The sequence below is a fragment of the Lacinutrix himadriensis genome (assembly GCF_001418105.1).
Classification (GTDB): Bacteria; Bacteroidota; Bacteroidia; order Flavobacteriales; family Flavobacteriaceae; genus Oceanihabitans; species Oceanihabitans himadriense.
The window spans coordinates 1-15,317 of record NZ_LIQI01000024.1 but is presented as its reverse complement, the minus strand read 5'-3'; the positions used below and the strand labels follow the sequence as shown (position 1 = coordinate 15,317).

Here is a 15,317-nt window from a genome sequence, read left to right as displayed (position 1 = left end):
AAATCATGCAGCAAATAGTTAATTTTATACTACGTAACAAATCGTTTTTGTTATTTATATTGCTGTTTTCTATATCTTTAGTTTTCACTATTCAAAATCACTCATACCAAAAAAGTAAGTTTGTAAACTCTGCAAATTTTCTATCTGGAGGTATTTATAGTAAAGCAAATAATATTAGTCAGTATTTTGGTTTAAAAGAGCAAAATATTCTACTTCAAGAAGAAAACAACCAATTAAAATCTGCATTATTTAATTTAGATAAAGAAATAAAACCTAGCTTTTTAGACAGTCTTTCTTATACGTCTGTTTACAACTTCACTCCTGCCGTTGTAATAAAAAACAATTATACACTTAGCACGAATATTTTACTTATTGACAAAGGAAAACGCGATAGTATTAAACAAGATTTTGGTGTGATTACTTCTAAAGGAATTTTAGGTATTGTAGACCATACCAGCACAAAATATGCAACGGTACTTTCTATTTTAAACACAAAAAGTAAGATTAGCGCACAATTAAAAAGAACCAACGACTTTGGTACTTTAAAATGGAATGGCAAATCGCCAGAATTGGTGCAATTAGTAGATATACCATCTAAAGCAAAATTGAGACAAGGAGATACGATAATAACTTCTGGTCGTTCTGCAATTTTCCCAAAAGGAGTTCCGGTTGGTATTATAAAAGACTTTAAACTAGACGCGGCCGAGGATTTTTACGAAATAAATGTGATTTTATTTAACGACATGACTACTATTGAACATGTGTACGTTATTGAAAATAAAGATGCTAAAGAAATTAATAACTTAATAAATCCTGTGGATGAATAGTATAATTTCTTCAAACGTAATTCGGTTTATTCTATTAGTCTTAGCACAAGTATTAGTGCTTTCACATATTAATTTTTTAGGATATATAAACCCATACCCATATATTCTGTTCATCCTTTTATTTCCTGTAAAAAACAATAGGATGCTATTTCTGCTATTAAGTTTTTTAATAGGTATTACCATAGACATGTTTCTAGATTCTGGTGGTATGCATGCAGCAGCTTGTGTAACCATTGCTTTTATAAGACCAGCGGTTTTAAAATTTTGTTTTGGCGCTGTTTATGAGCATCAAACTATTAAATTTAATCAGGTAGAATTTGGACCAAGATTAACCTATATAAGTATACTAACAGTAATACATCACTTCCTATTATTCCTTTTAGAAACATTTAACTTTTCAAAAATAATTTTAGTGCTTCAAAAAACGTTATTCTCAAGTATATTTACTATTATACTATGTGTTTTAGTAACCATAATATTCAGCAGAAAATCTAAATGAGGCAAATACTACTTTTTATTTCCATAATTTTTGTTGGCCTTCTTTTTATTGCAAGACTTTTTTTTCTTCAAGTATATCAAGATAACTCCAATAATTTATATGAAGACAACGCCATACGTAAGGTATACGACTATCCAAAGCGTGGTTTTGTGTACGATAGAAACGGAAAACTTTTAGTTTCTAACCAACCATCTTATGATGTGATGGTGATTCCTCGTGAAGTAAAACCATTAGATACTTTAGAGTTTTGTTCGCTTTTAAAAATAGACAAAGAGCAGTTTATTACAACCTACAAAAAAGCATATACGTATTCCCCGAGATTGCCTTATGTTTTTCTTCCACAATTATCCAAAGAAGACTACGCAGTTTTACAAGAAAAAATGCGCAAGTTTGAAGGTTTCTACATTCAAAAACGTTCTTTAAGAAACTACGAAACCACTATTGGCGCCAACGTACTTGGTGATATTGGAGAAGTAAACCAAAGAATCATGAATAAGAATCCCTATTACAAAATGGGCGATTTAATTGGCATGCAAGGTATTGAAGCTTCTTATGAAACCACATTACGAGGTGTAAAAGGAATAAAATTCATACAAAAAGATAGGTTTAACCGAAATATCGGTCCCTACAAAAAAGGAAAATTTGACACTTTACCAGAATCTGGAAAAGACATAAAAACTACCATTGATGCCACACTACAAGCTTATGGCGAAATATTAATGGCTAATAAACGCGGAGGAATTATTGCTATAGAGCCAAGTACTGGTGAAATATTATCTATGGTTGCGGCACCAACCTATAATCCTAATTTACTAGTTGGTAGAGACCGCTCTAAAAATTTCACTAAACTGTATAATGACTCTATTGCAAAACCTTTATTTAATAGAAGTTTACAAGGTGTTTACAATCCTGGATCTCCATTTAAATTAATGAATGCGCTAGTTGCATTGCAAGAAGGTGTTATTTCTACAGACGAAAAAGTAACCTGTTATGCAGGTTACAAATTTGGAAATCGATTTATGAAATGCCACTGTAGAAACGGTACTAGAAACGATATGGTACATGGAATTCAAGAATCTTGTAATGCCTATTTTGCAACGATCTATAGAAGAATTTTAGACAAACCTGAAAACGCTTCTATTGGAATTAACGTTTGGAGTGATCATGTAAAAAGCTTTGGTTTAGGAAACTTTTTAAACAACGATTTATATGTTGGACAAAAAGGAAGAATTCCCAACAGAGATTATTATAAAGGAATTTATCCGAAAACGTTTTATTCCACATACACTATTTCTAACGCCATTGGTCAAGGTGAAGTTGCTACCACACCAATACAATTAGCAAATATGATTGCTGCTATTGCTAATCGTGGGTATTATTTTACACCGCATATTATAAAGGAAATCAAAGACGAAACCTTAGATCTAAACTTTACCACACCAAAATATACAACGATAGACAAACAACATTTTGAACCTGTAATTGAAGGTATGCTGAATGTTTACAAATATGGAACTGCAAAATATTTACAGATTCCGGATATCGATATTTGTGGAAAAACAGGTACTGTTGAAAATTTCGTGAAAATTGATAGTGTAAAAACACAACTTACAGACCATTCTATATTTGTAGCTTTTGCACCTAAAAACAATCCTAAAATTGCTATCGCAGTATTTGTTGAAAACGGGTATTTCGGTTCTCGTTTTGCTGGTAAAATTGCTAGTTTAATGATTGAAAAATATATTAAAGGAAGTATCACTAGAAAAGATTTAGAAAACTTTGTATTGAATCACAGTTTAGAAGATGAATACGCAAAACCATATTCTGGTGTACCTTTCAAAATCAATAGAGAAACCAAGCTACAAACAATCCCCATAGAAGAAGTAAATAAATTAAAGGAACAACTAACCAAGTTAGAATATTAAGCATGTTTAGACAAACAGATAGACATTTTAAATTCGATTGGGTTACTATTATTTTATTTTTAATTTTAGTAGTTTTTGGTTGGATGAATATCTTATCCGCTTCACACACGGGTATAACTATTGATTACACTAATTTCTCCCAACCTTACGGAAGACAATTAATTTTCATCGGTTTAACGCTTATACTCATTATCTTTATTCTTTCTATTGACGCCAAGTTTTACGAACGCTTTGCTAGTCTAATTTTTATTGTTTCCATGTTATCCTTAGTTGGTCTATTCCTCTTTGGTAAAAACGTAAATGGAGCAACCTCTTGGTATGGTATTGGCGGAATGACCCTACAACCCAGTGAGTTTGCAAAAGCAGCTACAGCATTAGCCGTCGCTAAATACATAAGCGATTTAAACACCGATATTAGAACCTTTAAAGACCAAATAAGAATCTTTATTATCATTATAATTCCTGCTTTTTTAATTTTACTACAAAATGATGCAGGAAGTACTTTAGTTTATGCCTCTTTCTTTTTTGTTTTATATCGTGAAGGCTTACCAAAAATATACTTAACATTGGCATTAGCCTTAGTTGCTATTTCTATTTTAGCATTAAAATTCGGACCAATAATCACTTCCGTTTTAGCTATTGTTGTTATTATAACAAACTACATTATTCAGAAAAAGAAACCCGTAATTCTACAGCCAATCCTTACCGTTTTAGCTTGCGTAGTAATTGCTTTCGGAATTAAATTTTTCTACCAAAACATATTGCAACCACACCAACAAGATAGAATTAGTCTTTGGTTACGTCTAGAAAAAGATCCGCAAAAGATTGCGCAAATGCGTAGAGATATTTTATATAATTTATACGAATCTGAAAAGGCAATTAGTTCTGGAGGTATTACCGGAAGAGGTTTTTTAGAAGGCACCAGAACCACAGGTAAATTTGTACCAGAACAGCATACTGACTATATTTTTAGTACCGTTGGTGAAGAATGGGGATTTCTAGGAAGTGTTTTCGTCGTAATTGTATTTGTACTACTTATGCTTCGTGTTTTAAAATTAGCAGAACTACAAAAATCGCAATTTAGTAGGGTTTATGGCTATTCGGTAGCCTCCATTTTATTCTTTCACTTTATGATTAATATTGGAATGGTAATGGGCTTAATACCTACTATCGGAATTCCACTTCCATTTTTTAGTTATGGTGGCTCCGGACTTTGGGGATTTACTATTTTACTATTTATTTTCATTAAGCTAGATTCGAATAGAATTAATGAATGGTAAGTAAACACCTTTAAAAACACCAATATTCTTACTGTTAATAGAACAAAACAATCACTTCATCTAAAAAAGCACGAATCTACTTTTCCGTAAAACAACAAAAGTGATGCAATTGCCTATATTTATATAATGCACTAATATATAGTGCATTATATAAATTAACTAAAAACTTATACGATGAAAAAATTATTAGCAGAATTTATTGGTACTTTCTGGTTGGTACTAGGTGGTTGTGGTAGCGCCGTTTTAGCAGCAGGAATTCCGAATATAGGAATTGGTTTAGTGGGTGTCGCATTGGCTTTCGGACTTACCGTTTTAACAGGAGCATACGCTTTAGGCCATATTTCTGGAGGACATTTTAATCCTGCAGTATCTATTGGTCTTTTTGTTGGAGGACGATTTAGCGCAAAAGATTTACCGGGTTACATCATTGCTCAAGTATTAGGTGGTATTGCTGGAGCAGCAATTCTATACGGTATAGTGAGTGGTATGGACGGTTTTGCTGGTTACTCACAAGCTGGTGATTTTGCAACAAACTTTTATGGTGTAGAACAATACGGACATACCTTTAGTATGACCTCTGCTTTACTAATAGAAGTAGTAATGACCTTTATGTTTTTAATCGTGATTTTAGGTGCTACACATAAAAATGCATCCCCTGGCTTTGGCGGATTAGCAATTGGATTAGCATTAACATTAATACACTTAATTAGTATTCCTGTTACTAATACTTCTGTAAATCCTGCAAGAAGTACTAGTCAAGCATTATTTGTTGGTGGTGAAGCGATGGGACAACTTTGGTTGTTTTGGGTAGCTCCTATTGTTGGTGCTATTTTGGCTGGACTTGTTTACAAGTTTATGGCTCCAAACACAGACTAATACAAAATAGTATATATTAAAAAAGCGTCTTGAAGTTTTATTTCAAGACGCTTTTTCTATTTTTAAAAAGGAAAACTAATCCTTCTTCAATTCTAATTTCTCTGCAAAATAATCGCAAAAATCTTTCATTGTAGCAGTCATTTTTTCGTCTTGTGTTGCTCTATTAAAAGTATCACTCATCGCAACCAATGTTTGATGAAAAAATATTTTCATTTCATCTACAGGCATATCTTTAGTCCAAAGATCTATACGTAGCATCTCTTGGGTTTTACTGTCCCAAACAGAAAGCATCATCGCTTTAGCTTCTTGTTTATAATGCCTCCATCTTCTGCTGTCCATACTAATTTTTCTGGAACTCTATTTTCATCTAGTTCTATGTTTAATTCTATTTTTGAGGTAATTTTAGCCATTACAATTCTGGTTTAAAGTTGGATTTATTAAATATTTCATCGGCATTTTTAGCAAGCATTTCTTTTAAAGACACATCGTTCTTTTCCATATAAGCACGTACCATTTGCCATCCTATATACTGCCCTATTCTTCCTGGAGATTCTTGATCTATTTCTACTAATTTAAACTTAGAAAAAGGTGCAGGATTTATAAACCTATTTGGTAAATCAGGATCGGTACTAAACAATAATTCATTCTCTACAAAGTAGCTCCAGATCTGTCCTTCATTAGCTTTAGACCAAGTTAATTGTTCTTCGGTATAGCCAATTTTTTCTGCGTCTGTTTTAAACGGAATCATGACATCTTTGAAATATAATTGTTTTCCGAAGTAAACCATTTCATCTAAAAACGTTTTATTTTGTTTCGGAAAAATATAATTTTCGGCATACTTGGAAGCAAAATCTACCACAATCTGATCCTCTGTAAAATTAGCAGCTAAATACTTTTGAATACCATCATAAAAAGGATGATCACTTCCTAAATAGGTATCAATAGAAATAAGCGAAATCGTATCGGTTACAATCACTTTATTTCTATAATCTACAAACGAAGTAGCACTAACCAAACGTGGTATTTTAAATTCTGGAAAATAATATTTCATATGCTGAAAGAAGTTTTTCATCTCTCCTTCTACCAAATTCAGATTTGGATACACTTTTTCTACTTCTTTATTTAATTCTAATTGCAAGGTATCTTGCATTTTGGCAATCCAAAAAGAATCTACATATTTCTTAGAAAACATAAACGGGAAAGCTTTCTTTAATGTACTAAGATCTTCAGGTTTAGCATGTGCAAATGCCAAATCAAATCGCTCAATCGCAACAGAAATATCTATTTTAGAAATTTCATTTTCCATACTTTCATCCCGCTTACACGAAACACATAAAAGCATCAAAAAAAGAAATAAAAAAATATTCTTCATAAACTTATTTTTATTAATTAAGCTATTGGTTTATTTTTGTTTGGCAAAGGTACTATTCTTTGTTCTAAAATCTTTAAAAATGCAAACAGAAAAAGTAGCACATCATATAGTAAATTGGTTAAAAGACTATGCTTTAAACGCAAAAGTGAATGGTTTTGTTGTTGGAATTTCTGGCGGAATTGATTCTGCTGTAACTTCCACATTATGTGCCGAGACAGGCTTAGACGTTTTATGTATTGAAATGCCTATTCATCAAGCTGCAAGTCATGTATCTAGAGGACAAGAACATATCAAACAATTAAAAGCGCGATATAAAAATGTGCGTGATATAAAAACCGACTTAACACCAGTTTTTGAAGAATTTAAAACCGAGGTTACATCCGATGCAGATAAGGCTACTGTAGATATGGCTTTGGCAAACACAAGAGCTCGTTTACGTATGACGACTTTATATTATCATGCAGGATTATACAAATTACTAGTTGCAGGAACAGGAAACAAAGTAGAGGACTTTGGGGTTGGTTTTTACACGAAGTATGGAGATGGCGGTGTCGATTTAAGTCCGATTGCAGATTTATTAAAATCGGAAGTATATCAAATTGGCGAATATTTACAAGTACCAGATTCCATTATCAATGCTGCACCAAGTGACGGATTATTTGGAGATGCAAGAAGTGATGAAGATCAAATTGGCGCAACCTACCCAGAACTAGAATGGGCAATGCAAATGCAGGATGAAGGCAAGACCGAAGACGACTTTACTGGAAGACAAAAAGAAGCTTTTAAAATATATAAACGCTACAATTCTGCCAATAAACATAAAATGGTTGCAATACCTATTTGTCTGATATCAAAAGATTTAAAATAAAATATTTTCTTTATTAGTAGGAATTCACTACTTTTACTAAACGACTAATAGCAAAACGTCTGTTGTTATCTCAACAGTTATAACAATTTTTAAAAAATTAAAGTTATGATTAAACTGTTGGTAGTTGACCATCATCCTATAATTAGGAAAGGTCTTGAGCTACTATTTCTTACGTCGTCGAATATTCAAATTGTTGGTACACTAGATGATGGTGAATCTATATTTGAATTCTTAAACAAGAATAAAGTAGATATTATTATTTCTGAAATTGACTTACCCAAGCTTAATGGCATCACTGCATTAAGAAGGCTTAACAAAGAACATCCTGAAGTTAAAGTAATCATGTTTAGTGCACAACCCGAAGAGGTTTACGCCATGAATACTATAAAAGCGGGAGCTTCTGGTTATCTCTGTAAAACGGCTAATATTGTTACACTTAAAGAAGCAATTATTAAAGTGTATGGAGGTGGTATTTACTTAAGTAACGATCTTGCGCAACGTTTAGCTATTGGCAAACGTGTAAACAGATCTGGTAATTTTTACAAAAAGCTTTCTACTAGAGAAATTGAAGTTTTAAAACTTATTTCGTCTGGAAGAAAAAACAAGGAAATTGCTGGCGAGCTTGCTATAAATGAAAAAACAGTAAGTACGTATAAAGCGCGTTTAATGAAAAAACTAAACGTTACCAATATTGTAGACTTAATAAATAGAGCGAAATTATTAGAGTTATAAAACTCTACTTAGTTTTCTAGACAACAACATTTTTAAACTAGAGTAATCTTTTACTTCTTCTAGCACACTTCTGTTTACTTCAGATTTGTTGGCAAGTGTTTGTTGCATAAATTCTGTTACTTTTTGATCTATTAAAAAGCAACGTAAACTTAAAATAGTTTCGCTAACTAATTGTGCAATAGATTGGTCTTTTTCTTTTGGATATATATTCTTACTATGCCAATCAGATAAACTATAACGCTCATCATCCATTAAAATAGTAGAAATTTCATTAGCCACATCTTGCTCTACCGTATTTACAAACTGCTCTATTGCAAACTCTGGGTTTTGATTTAGTGTATCAATAATGGTATAATACAAGTTTTTAAACTGCGTATTAGTAAACTGCATTTCATCATCTTGCAAGTCTAAATATATTTTTTCAAAAACTTTTGCTTGATGTTTTACAGGCTCTAGAATCAGCTCATTCTTATCATTTTCCTTTAAAACTAAATCCTCAAAATCTTCTGTTTTGTTTCCGTAAAGCAGTAGTATTTCAATAATTTTTCGTTCTAAAACATATTGCACATCTACCTTTTTCTTAGGCTGTTCATGCTTAATAACTTCAAAAGCGGTTTGCTGTTTACTCGCTTCTTTATGTGTTTCCTGAACGTCTTTATTGGTAATTTGTGCCAAGGTTGTAAACAACACTTGCTCACTAATATCCATAATTCTAGAACATTCTTGAATATAGATTTCCTTTTTAATTCTATCCGGAATTTTAGCAATACTGTTCACAATATCTCGAATAGTATCTGCTTTTTTAATAGGATCATTTTTAGACTCTTCATATAAAACCGAAGCTTTAAACTGAATAAAATCTTGTGCATGTTCCCTTAAATAATCGCTTAACTCTTCTAAGGTATTTTGTTTTGCAAAACTATCTGGATCTTCCCCTTCCGGAAACGTACAAATTTTCACATTCATACCTTGCTCCAGAATTAAATCAATTCCGCGAAGCGAAGCACGTAAACCTGCAGCATCTCCATCAAAAAGTACGGTAATATTTTTGGTAAGCCTATTTATTAATCGAATTTGGTCTGGCGTTAATGCAGTACCAGAAGAAGAAACCACATTATGAATTCCTGTTTGGTGAAACTGAATCACATCGGTATATCCTTCCACTAAAAAGCAATTGTCTTCTTTAGCGATACTTTGTTTTGCCTGATAAATACCATATAACACTTTACTTTTATGGTAAATATCACTCTCTGGAGAGTTTAGGTATTTGGCTGCTTTTTTATCGTTGGTTAAAATACGTCCACCATAACCAAGCACACGACCACTCATACTTTGTATTGGGAACATCACGCGACCTTTAAATCGGTCAAAGCGTTTTTCACCTTTCACGATAGTCAGTCCGGTTTTTTCTAAGAATTCTATTTTATACCCTTGCTTTAAAGCTTCGTCTGTAAAGGCTTGCCATTCGTCTAAAGAGTAACCTAAGGCGAACTTCTTAATGGTTTCGTCTGTAAAACCACGTTCTTTAAAATAGCTTAAACCAATAGCCTTTCCTTTATCGGTTTTTAGTAATACCTTCTGAAAATAAGTACTCGCATATTCACTAACTAGATATAAACTTTCACGTTCATTAGCTTGTTCTTTTTGCTCGTTACTCTGCTCGGTTTCTTCAATTTCAATATTGTACTTTTTAGCCAAGTATTTTATAGCTTCTGGATAGGTAAAATGCTCATGCTCCATTAAAAAAGCAACGGCATTCCCTCCTTTTCCGGTACTAAAATCTTTCCAGATTTGCTTGACAGGAGACACCATAAAACTTGGTGTACGTTCTTCACTAAACGGACTTAAACCTTTAAAGCTACTTCCCGACTTTTTTAATTGCACAAAATCGCCAATAACCTCTTCTACGCGTGAGGTTTCAAATACGTGGTCTATGGTGGATTTTGATATCAATTATGGAAGATTTTTCGCTTTCGCGGAATTACCCCGTAAATGTAATATAAAAGAAATTGGTTTAAAAATTAATAGCAATAGGAAAGTTTTGTTTGTGAAAAAAACCTAAGGTTTTATTGAACTGGTTTTAGTTCGTAATAAAAATCACCTACTGAAAATCAACATTTACAGTTACAAATAAAAGCACTTTTTTAACTGCAATAAAAGAATTATATTTACGGGATAACGACAACACAAAACTAACGATATCCTGATCTATTTACGGGATATAATCAATAAATGTGATGATATAACACGTTACCACACATTTGAGAAAAACCAAGGACATATTAATATTCATTTTTGCATTACTTATAGTTTCTGCAATTGGATATGGAATATTTTTATATTTCTATGTTCAGAAAAAATATGCAGAAGTTCCTGAAAATAAAACCGAATTAGTTTCGAAATCACAATCTGAAAATAATTTAAACTCGAGTTTAGTTCAGTTTCTTGATAGTCCAATTGACCTTTTAGATTTTAAGAAAAAGAAAGGAATGGAATTTACAACAAGCGTAACTAACGGAACTGAATACTATTTTCAACCGAGAATTAAAGATTCGATTTTCTATGTTTATTATTATCCTGACTTTAAAAAAGAGTCAATTAAAATAGACCAATTTGTTGTTTTTAAACACGGAGAAAACAAACACACTTACGAAGACCAAACAGAAACTTTAATTGAATTTAGAATTTATAATCCAGATTCTGATTTAGGAAAAGCCAATCTTTACGGCTTAACAAAAGCGGAATTGGAATCGGAATTTGGAACTGATTATCTGACTTTTGAAAACGGAATTGCGTACTCGAATAAAAACAAGGTTTTGACTATTGAACTTAAAAACTCAAAAGTAAAATCGTTTAGATATATAAAACTGAATACGGAAATTGTTGATCAAGAATTAATTCGACAAATAGTGGAATAAAAACGTGTGGTAACAACGTGTAAAATTAATTGCTAGTTCTAGCCTACTTACGAATATTCCTGCGGAATATTCTATTCGGTTTTTATTTGCTAAATTAGTTACTTAAATACGCAACTAATCTTACACAAACACGTTAGTAACAATTACTCGGAAAAAAATACCGAACAGAATTCTGCCAAACTTCACGCTGAAAAAACCACTCAAAATCGGAATCAAATATTGCGGAATAATTTACTCGTCTGCTGATTTTACTCTTGCGGAGTTTAGCTAGTTGCGAAATTACCAATCAAACGGAATTTTAAAAAAACAAAATCACTTTGCGGACTTCACTCGGAATTGAGCAATTTAGCGGAATAAAAAAAACGTGATTACTCAAATGTCTCGCAACTGTTACTAACAACGCATAAAAAAAATTGCTATATTTAGAACTAATTTTAAAGGTCGTTGCTCTTTTGCTACTTCTGATTTTCCTACGGAAAATCCTCGCACGCAAAAACGCAACTATTTTTATACAAGACCGTTGGCATTAATTTGACAAACAGTTAAATCTGATTGAAAATCACAAATTGAATATTATGAATTCTGATTCAATTATCGTAAAAGCTAAACTGAAATTATACTCTACTGCAAATGGAGGAAGAACAAATGGAATAAAAACAGGATATCGACCAAATCACGTTTTTGAGTATAATGAAAATGGAATTGATTTTAAAGCTGGTTATATGGGAAAAATATGCTTTGAAGAAAATCAAACTATCAAACCGACTGAATCTAGAACAGTGAAAGTTAAGTTTGTAAATGGACAGAATATTAACAAATATATTGAGCTTGGAAGAACTTGGTGGATCCACGAAGGACATAGAAAAATTGGAGAAGCTGAAATATCTGAAATAATAACTGAATAAAAAACTAACGCCAACACCGTGTATAATTAATTGCTTCATTGAGCTTACTTGCGAATATTCCTGCGGAATATTCACGGGTTCGTAAAAGTTTACTAATTTAGTTGCTTAACCACGCAACTAACCATACACAATCACGTTACCTGCAAGCTGAAAAAAAATGATAAAATATGGGAGACGAATCTGTGGTAAAATCAAAAAATATAAAAATCATTAACCAGTTAAGTAAATAATTTTGTAACTTTGCAATGGAATTATCGTATAAAAATAACAAACTGAAGAAGTCGCTCACTACCGATAAGGGTCTCTTAAAGCTAAACAGTAGATTAGCAAAGAAGATAAAGCAGCGTAGAATCGAGCTTGAAAGTGCAGATAATTTAGAGGTTATCTCAAAATTACCTGTATTACGATTACACCAATACAAAGGAAATAGGAAAGGTACTTGGTCAATAGACATTCAAGAAAATTGGAGAATACTATTTGAGGTAAACCAAGACCCTATACCAACCTTAGAAGATGGTGGAATAGATTTAAAAGCGATAACCATTATAAGTATTGAGTCTGTAGAAGACCCTCACTAACTTAAAAAGGAAACATTATGACTGATTTACAAATAAAAAAATCCTTACTCTCTTGCCCAGGCGATAGCATTCAAGAGCATATAGACCATATTGGTATGTCGCAAGCAGAATTAGCAGAACGATTAGGTAGGTCTATTCCAAAACTAAATGAGTTAATAAAAGGAAAAGCACCTATAACCAAAGAAACAGCCACCAAATTAGAATATGTGTTGGGTGTGTCTGCAAGTTTTTGGATAAACTTAGAACGTACCTATCAAGATGAATTATTAGAAATTGAGCAAATGGAACATTTAGAGCAATGCCAAGAATGGGTATCGTCTTTTCCATTAGCAAAAATGAAATCCTTTGGTTTGCTTCCAGATACTCGTAATAAACCTGAATTAGCAGATGGCCTACTAAAATTTTTTAGAGTTGCTTCTCCTACACAATGGTCAGATATTTATAATGGTAGCTCATTAGCTTTTAAAATAGAGCTTCGCCATACAGCAGAACCACAGGCTATTTCGGTTTGGTTACGTTTGGGAGAATTACAAGCAGATAAAATAAAGGTAACAGCTTTCGATAAAAAAGAATTACGCAATAGTTTAGACCAAATACAAGATATTGCCTTTAAGCATTCAGCCACTTGGTTAGAAGAACTTCAATCACTTTGTGCTTCTTGTGGAGTAGCTTTAGTTTATACGCCTTGTATTGCTAAAGCACCAATTTACGGAGCTACAAGATGGATAAAAAATAACAACATACCACTTATTCAAATAACCGATAGACAAAAAGACTACAATGCGTTTTGGTTTACATTCTATCACGAGTTAGGACATATATTATACCACGGTAAAAAAGATATTTTTATTGATGGAATAGATAGTATTAAACCTGATAAAGAAAAAGAAGATGAAGCAGATGCATTTGCAGCTCGTATGTTATTATCAGAAAAAGAAAGAAACGAGTTGTTTCAATACCCCAACTTTGACAGGGAATTGATTTTACTACTCAGTCAAAAATTTAAAAAACACCCTGGTATTATTGTTGCCCAAGTACAAAGACAATACAGCAATTTGTATAAAAATGTAAGTTTAAATAGCTTAAAAACGAAAGTAGAATTTACTGAATTATCAATTTAACTAAAAAATAAAGTCACAATAAAAATGCCAGCAGGTAACAATGTATATAAAAAACAGGCGAAACAGTTGTAAAATTAAGGTTTTTGGCTCGTATCAAAGTTTGTGCTTAACTGAAAGTTTCGCGCTTCGAAATCGCCTACTTTTCATATACTAAACGTTAGCAAAAATTTAAAAACCAATCGATATGAACAAAATAATACTTACATCAATTAGCATAATTTTCGCTTGTAATTCAATTTTTGGACAAACTAATAATGACAAATACACAAAAGACGTAAAATCAGTAGATGCGATAATGAATGCGTATTATGATGTTGTTTCTGGCTCGAGTAGTGAACCTTGGGAGTTTGAAAGAGATAGTTTTATTCATTCAAAAAATGCTTTTATTACAAGAATTGATGAAAATGGAAAAGCGGAAACTCATTCTTTGGAGGCGGAATATATACCAATTGGATTATCACCAAAAGAGGATTTTTATGAAAAGGAACTAAAACGAGTAGTTAGTAAGTTTGGAAATATTGCGCAAGTTTGGAGTGCATTTGAAATACGAACTGACCTAAAAACTGAATCCAATATTAGAGGACTAAATAGCGTTCAACTTCATTATGAAAATGGAAGATGGTTTATAGACAGTTGGACTTGCGAAATGGAATCTGAAAAGAATAATTTAGTAACTGAATTTTTGAATAAGGAATAAAAAACTTTTGCTAACATCGCATAAAAATAATTGCTATTTTAGGCTTAACTAAAGGTCGTCGCACTTTTGTTGCGTCTGATTTTCCTTCGGAAAATCCTCGCATACAAACCCGCAACTATTCTTATACATAACCGTTGTAGCAAATTAAAAAAATGAACAGTTCAATTGACAATGGAGGAAAAACTCATGTGAGATATGCTCATAAGCATTATCCGAAAATAATTGAACTCAAATGTGACAAATGCGAATCTAAAATCATTGCTACCAATCAAAATGTTCCTGATGGAATTGAGCATTTTATGGACATTTCGGGTTATGAAAAAAAATGGAATCTCGTATGTCTGAATTGTACTTTCAGAGCTGAATTAAATTGGGATGAACTGAAAAAATTTGATTTATGGCTGAAAACTGAAATAAGAAATATTGAATTTTGGTCTTGGAATATTGACCATCTGAATATGATTCTGAAAAAATTAAAAAAAGCTAAATTGAAATCTGACAAATGGGGATTTTTTGAAAGTTATATTCCAAAAGATTGGCTATTGAAATTTAATAGTGAAAGAGAATTTCGGAAAATAGAAAAGTTAAAAGAAAAATAACTTGCTACAACATCGCATAAAAATAATGCGTAGATTAGTACTTAAACAAAGAACAGTGCACTTTTGCTACATCTGATTTTCCTGCGGAAAATCCTCGCACACAAAACCGCACTATTCTTA

Annotated in this window: 15 protein-coding genes and 1 pseudogene; 13 read left to right on the top strand and 3 right to left on the bottom strand. The window is 32.2% G+C overall.

The features are described 5' to 3' along the window. Nucleotides 1–5 precede the first annotated feature (5 nt). From mreC to aqpZ, 5 genes are all read left to right on the top strand, one after another. A complete protein-coding gene (mreC, locus tag AMD28_RS12040) occupies nucleotides 6–827 on the top strand; it encodes a rod shape-determining protein MreC (RefSeq protein ID WP_055444397.1) in 822 nt (273 codons plus the stop codon). Beyond that, a complete protein-coding gene (locus AMD28_RS12035; RefSeq protein ID WP_055444396.1) occupies nucleotides 820–1,326 on the top strand; it encodes a hypothetical protein in 507 nt (168 codons plus the stop codon). The genes mreC and AMD28_RS12035 overlap by 8 nt, the downstream gene beginning before the upstream one ends. Next, nucleotides 1,323–3,251, top strand: a complete 1,929-nt coding sequence (gene mrdA / locus AMD28_RS12030) for a penicillin-binding protein 2 (protein WP_055444395.1) — start codon at nucleotides 1,323–1,325, stop codon at nucleotides 3,249–3,251. The genes AMD28_RS12035 and mrdA overlap by 4 nt, the downstream gene beginning before the upstream one ends. Before the next feature lie 2 nt (nucleotides 3,252–3,253). Further along, nucleotides 3,254–4,531 carry a rod shape-determining protein RodA gene (gene rodA / locus AMD28_RS12025; protein ID WP_055444394.1) on the top strand — a complete coding sequence of 426 codons (1,278 nt, stop codon included), beginning with the start codon at nucleotides 3,254–3,256 and terminating at the stop codon, nucleotides 4,529–4,531. A gap of 174 nt (nucleotides 4,532–4,705) precedes the next feature. Then, a complete protein-coding gene (gene aqpZ, locus AMD28_RS12020) occupies nucleotides 4,706–5,407 on the top strand; it encodes an aquaporin Z (RefSeq protein ID WP_055444393.1) in 702 nt (233 codons plus the stop codon). Nucleotides 5,408–5,482: 75 nt separating this feature from the next. Here the strand turns inward: aqpZ and gldC are convergent. Next, nucleotides 5,483–5,817: pseudogene (gldC, locus tag AMD28_RS12015) on the bottom strand (gliding motility protein GldC). After that, nucleotides 5,817–6,779, bottom strand: a complete 963-nt coding sequence (gene gldB, locus AMD28_RS12010) for a gliding motility lipoprotein GldB (protein ID WP_055444392.1) — start codon at nucleotides 6,777–6,779, stop codon at nucleotides 5,817–5,819. The pseudogene gldC and the gene gldB overlap by 1 nt, the downstream one beginning before the upstream one ends. Before the next feature lie 79 nt (nucleotides 6,780–6,858). On the opposite strand from gldB, the gene nadE reads away from it, so the two are divergent. Continuing rightward, nucleotides 6,859–7,647 carry an NAD(+) synthase gene (gene nadE, locus AMD28_RS12005; RefSeq protein WP_055444595.1) on the top strand — a complete coding sequence of 263 codons (789 nt, stop codon included), beginning with the start codon at nucleotides 6,859–6,861 and terminating at the stop codon, nucleotides 7,645–7,647. A gap of 105 nt (nucleotides 7,648–7,752) precedes the next feature. Further along, nucleotides 7,753–8,379 (top strand): response regulator, encoded by a 627-nt coding sequence (locus AMD28_RS12000; RefSeq protein WP_055444391.1) that lies wholly within the window; start codon nucleotides 7,753–7,755, stop codon nucleotides 8,377–8,379. Here the strand turns inward: AMD28_RS12000 and dnaG are convergent. Then, entirely contained in the window at nucleotides 8,374–10,332 is a 1,959-nt protein-coding gene (dnaG, locus tag AMD28_RS11995) for a DNA primase (protein ID WP_055444390.1), read from the bottom strand. The genes AMD28_RS12000 and dnaG overlap by 6 nt on opposite strands. A gap of 308 nt (nucleotides 10,333–10,640) precedes the next feature. Here dnaG and AMD28_RS11990 point away from each other — a divergent pair, with 308 nt between their 5' ends. From AMD28_RS11990 to AMD28_RS11965, 6 genes are all read left to right on the top strand, one after another. Then, nucleotides 10,641–11,297 (top strand): hypothetical protein, encoded by a 657-nt coding sequence (locus tag AMD28_RS11990; protein ID WP_055444389.1) that lies wholly within the window; start codon nucleotides 10,641–10,643, stop codon nucleotides 11,295–11,297. Between the two features lie 575 nt (nucleotides 11,298–11,872). Continuing rightward, a complete protein-coding gene (locus AMD28_RS11985) occupies nucleotides 11,873–12,202 on the top strand; it encodes a hypothetical protein (protein ID WP_055444388.1) in 330 nt (109 codons plus the stop codon). A 245-nt stretch (nucleotides 12,203–12,447) separates the two neighbouring features. Continuing rightward, on the top strand, nucleotides 12,448–12,780 hold the full coding sequence (locus AMD28_RS11980; RefSeq protein ID WP_055444387.1) for a type II toxin-antitoxin system RelE/ParE family toxin: 333 nt from the start codon (nucleotides 12,448–12,450) through the stop codon (nucleotides 12,778–12,780). Between the two features lie 17 nt (nucleotides 12,781–12,797). Further along, nucleotides 12,798–13,901 carry a HigA family addiction module antitoxin gene (locus tag AMD28_RS11975; protein WP_055444386.1) on the top strand — a complete coding sequence of 368 codons (1,104 nt, stop codon included), beginning with the start codon at nucleotides 12,798–12,800 and terminating at the stop codon, nucleotides 13,899–13,901. Nucleotides 13,902–14,085: 184 nt separating this feature from the next. Then, nucleotides 14,086–14,598: a hypothetical protein gene (locus AMD28_RS11970; protein ID WP_055444385.1), complete on the top strand. Its 513-nt coding sequence runs from the start codon at nucleotides 14,086–14,088 to the stop codon at nucleotides 14,596–14,598. A gap of 152 nt (nucleotides 14,599–14,750) precedes the next feature. Then, on the top strand, nucleotides 14,751–15,197 hold the full coding sequence (locus tag AMD28_RS11965; RefSeq protein ID WP_055442517.1) for a hypothetical protein: 447 nt from the start codon (nucleotides 14,751–14,753) through the stop codon (nucleotides 15,195–15,197). Nucleotides 15,198–15,317: the final 120 nt, after the last annotated feature.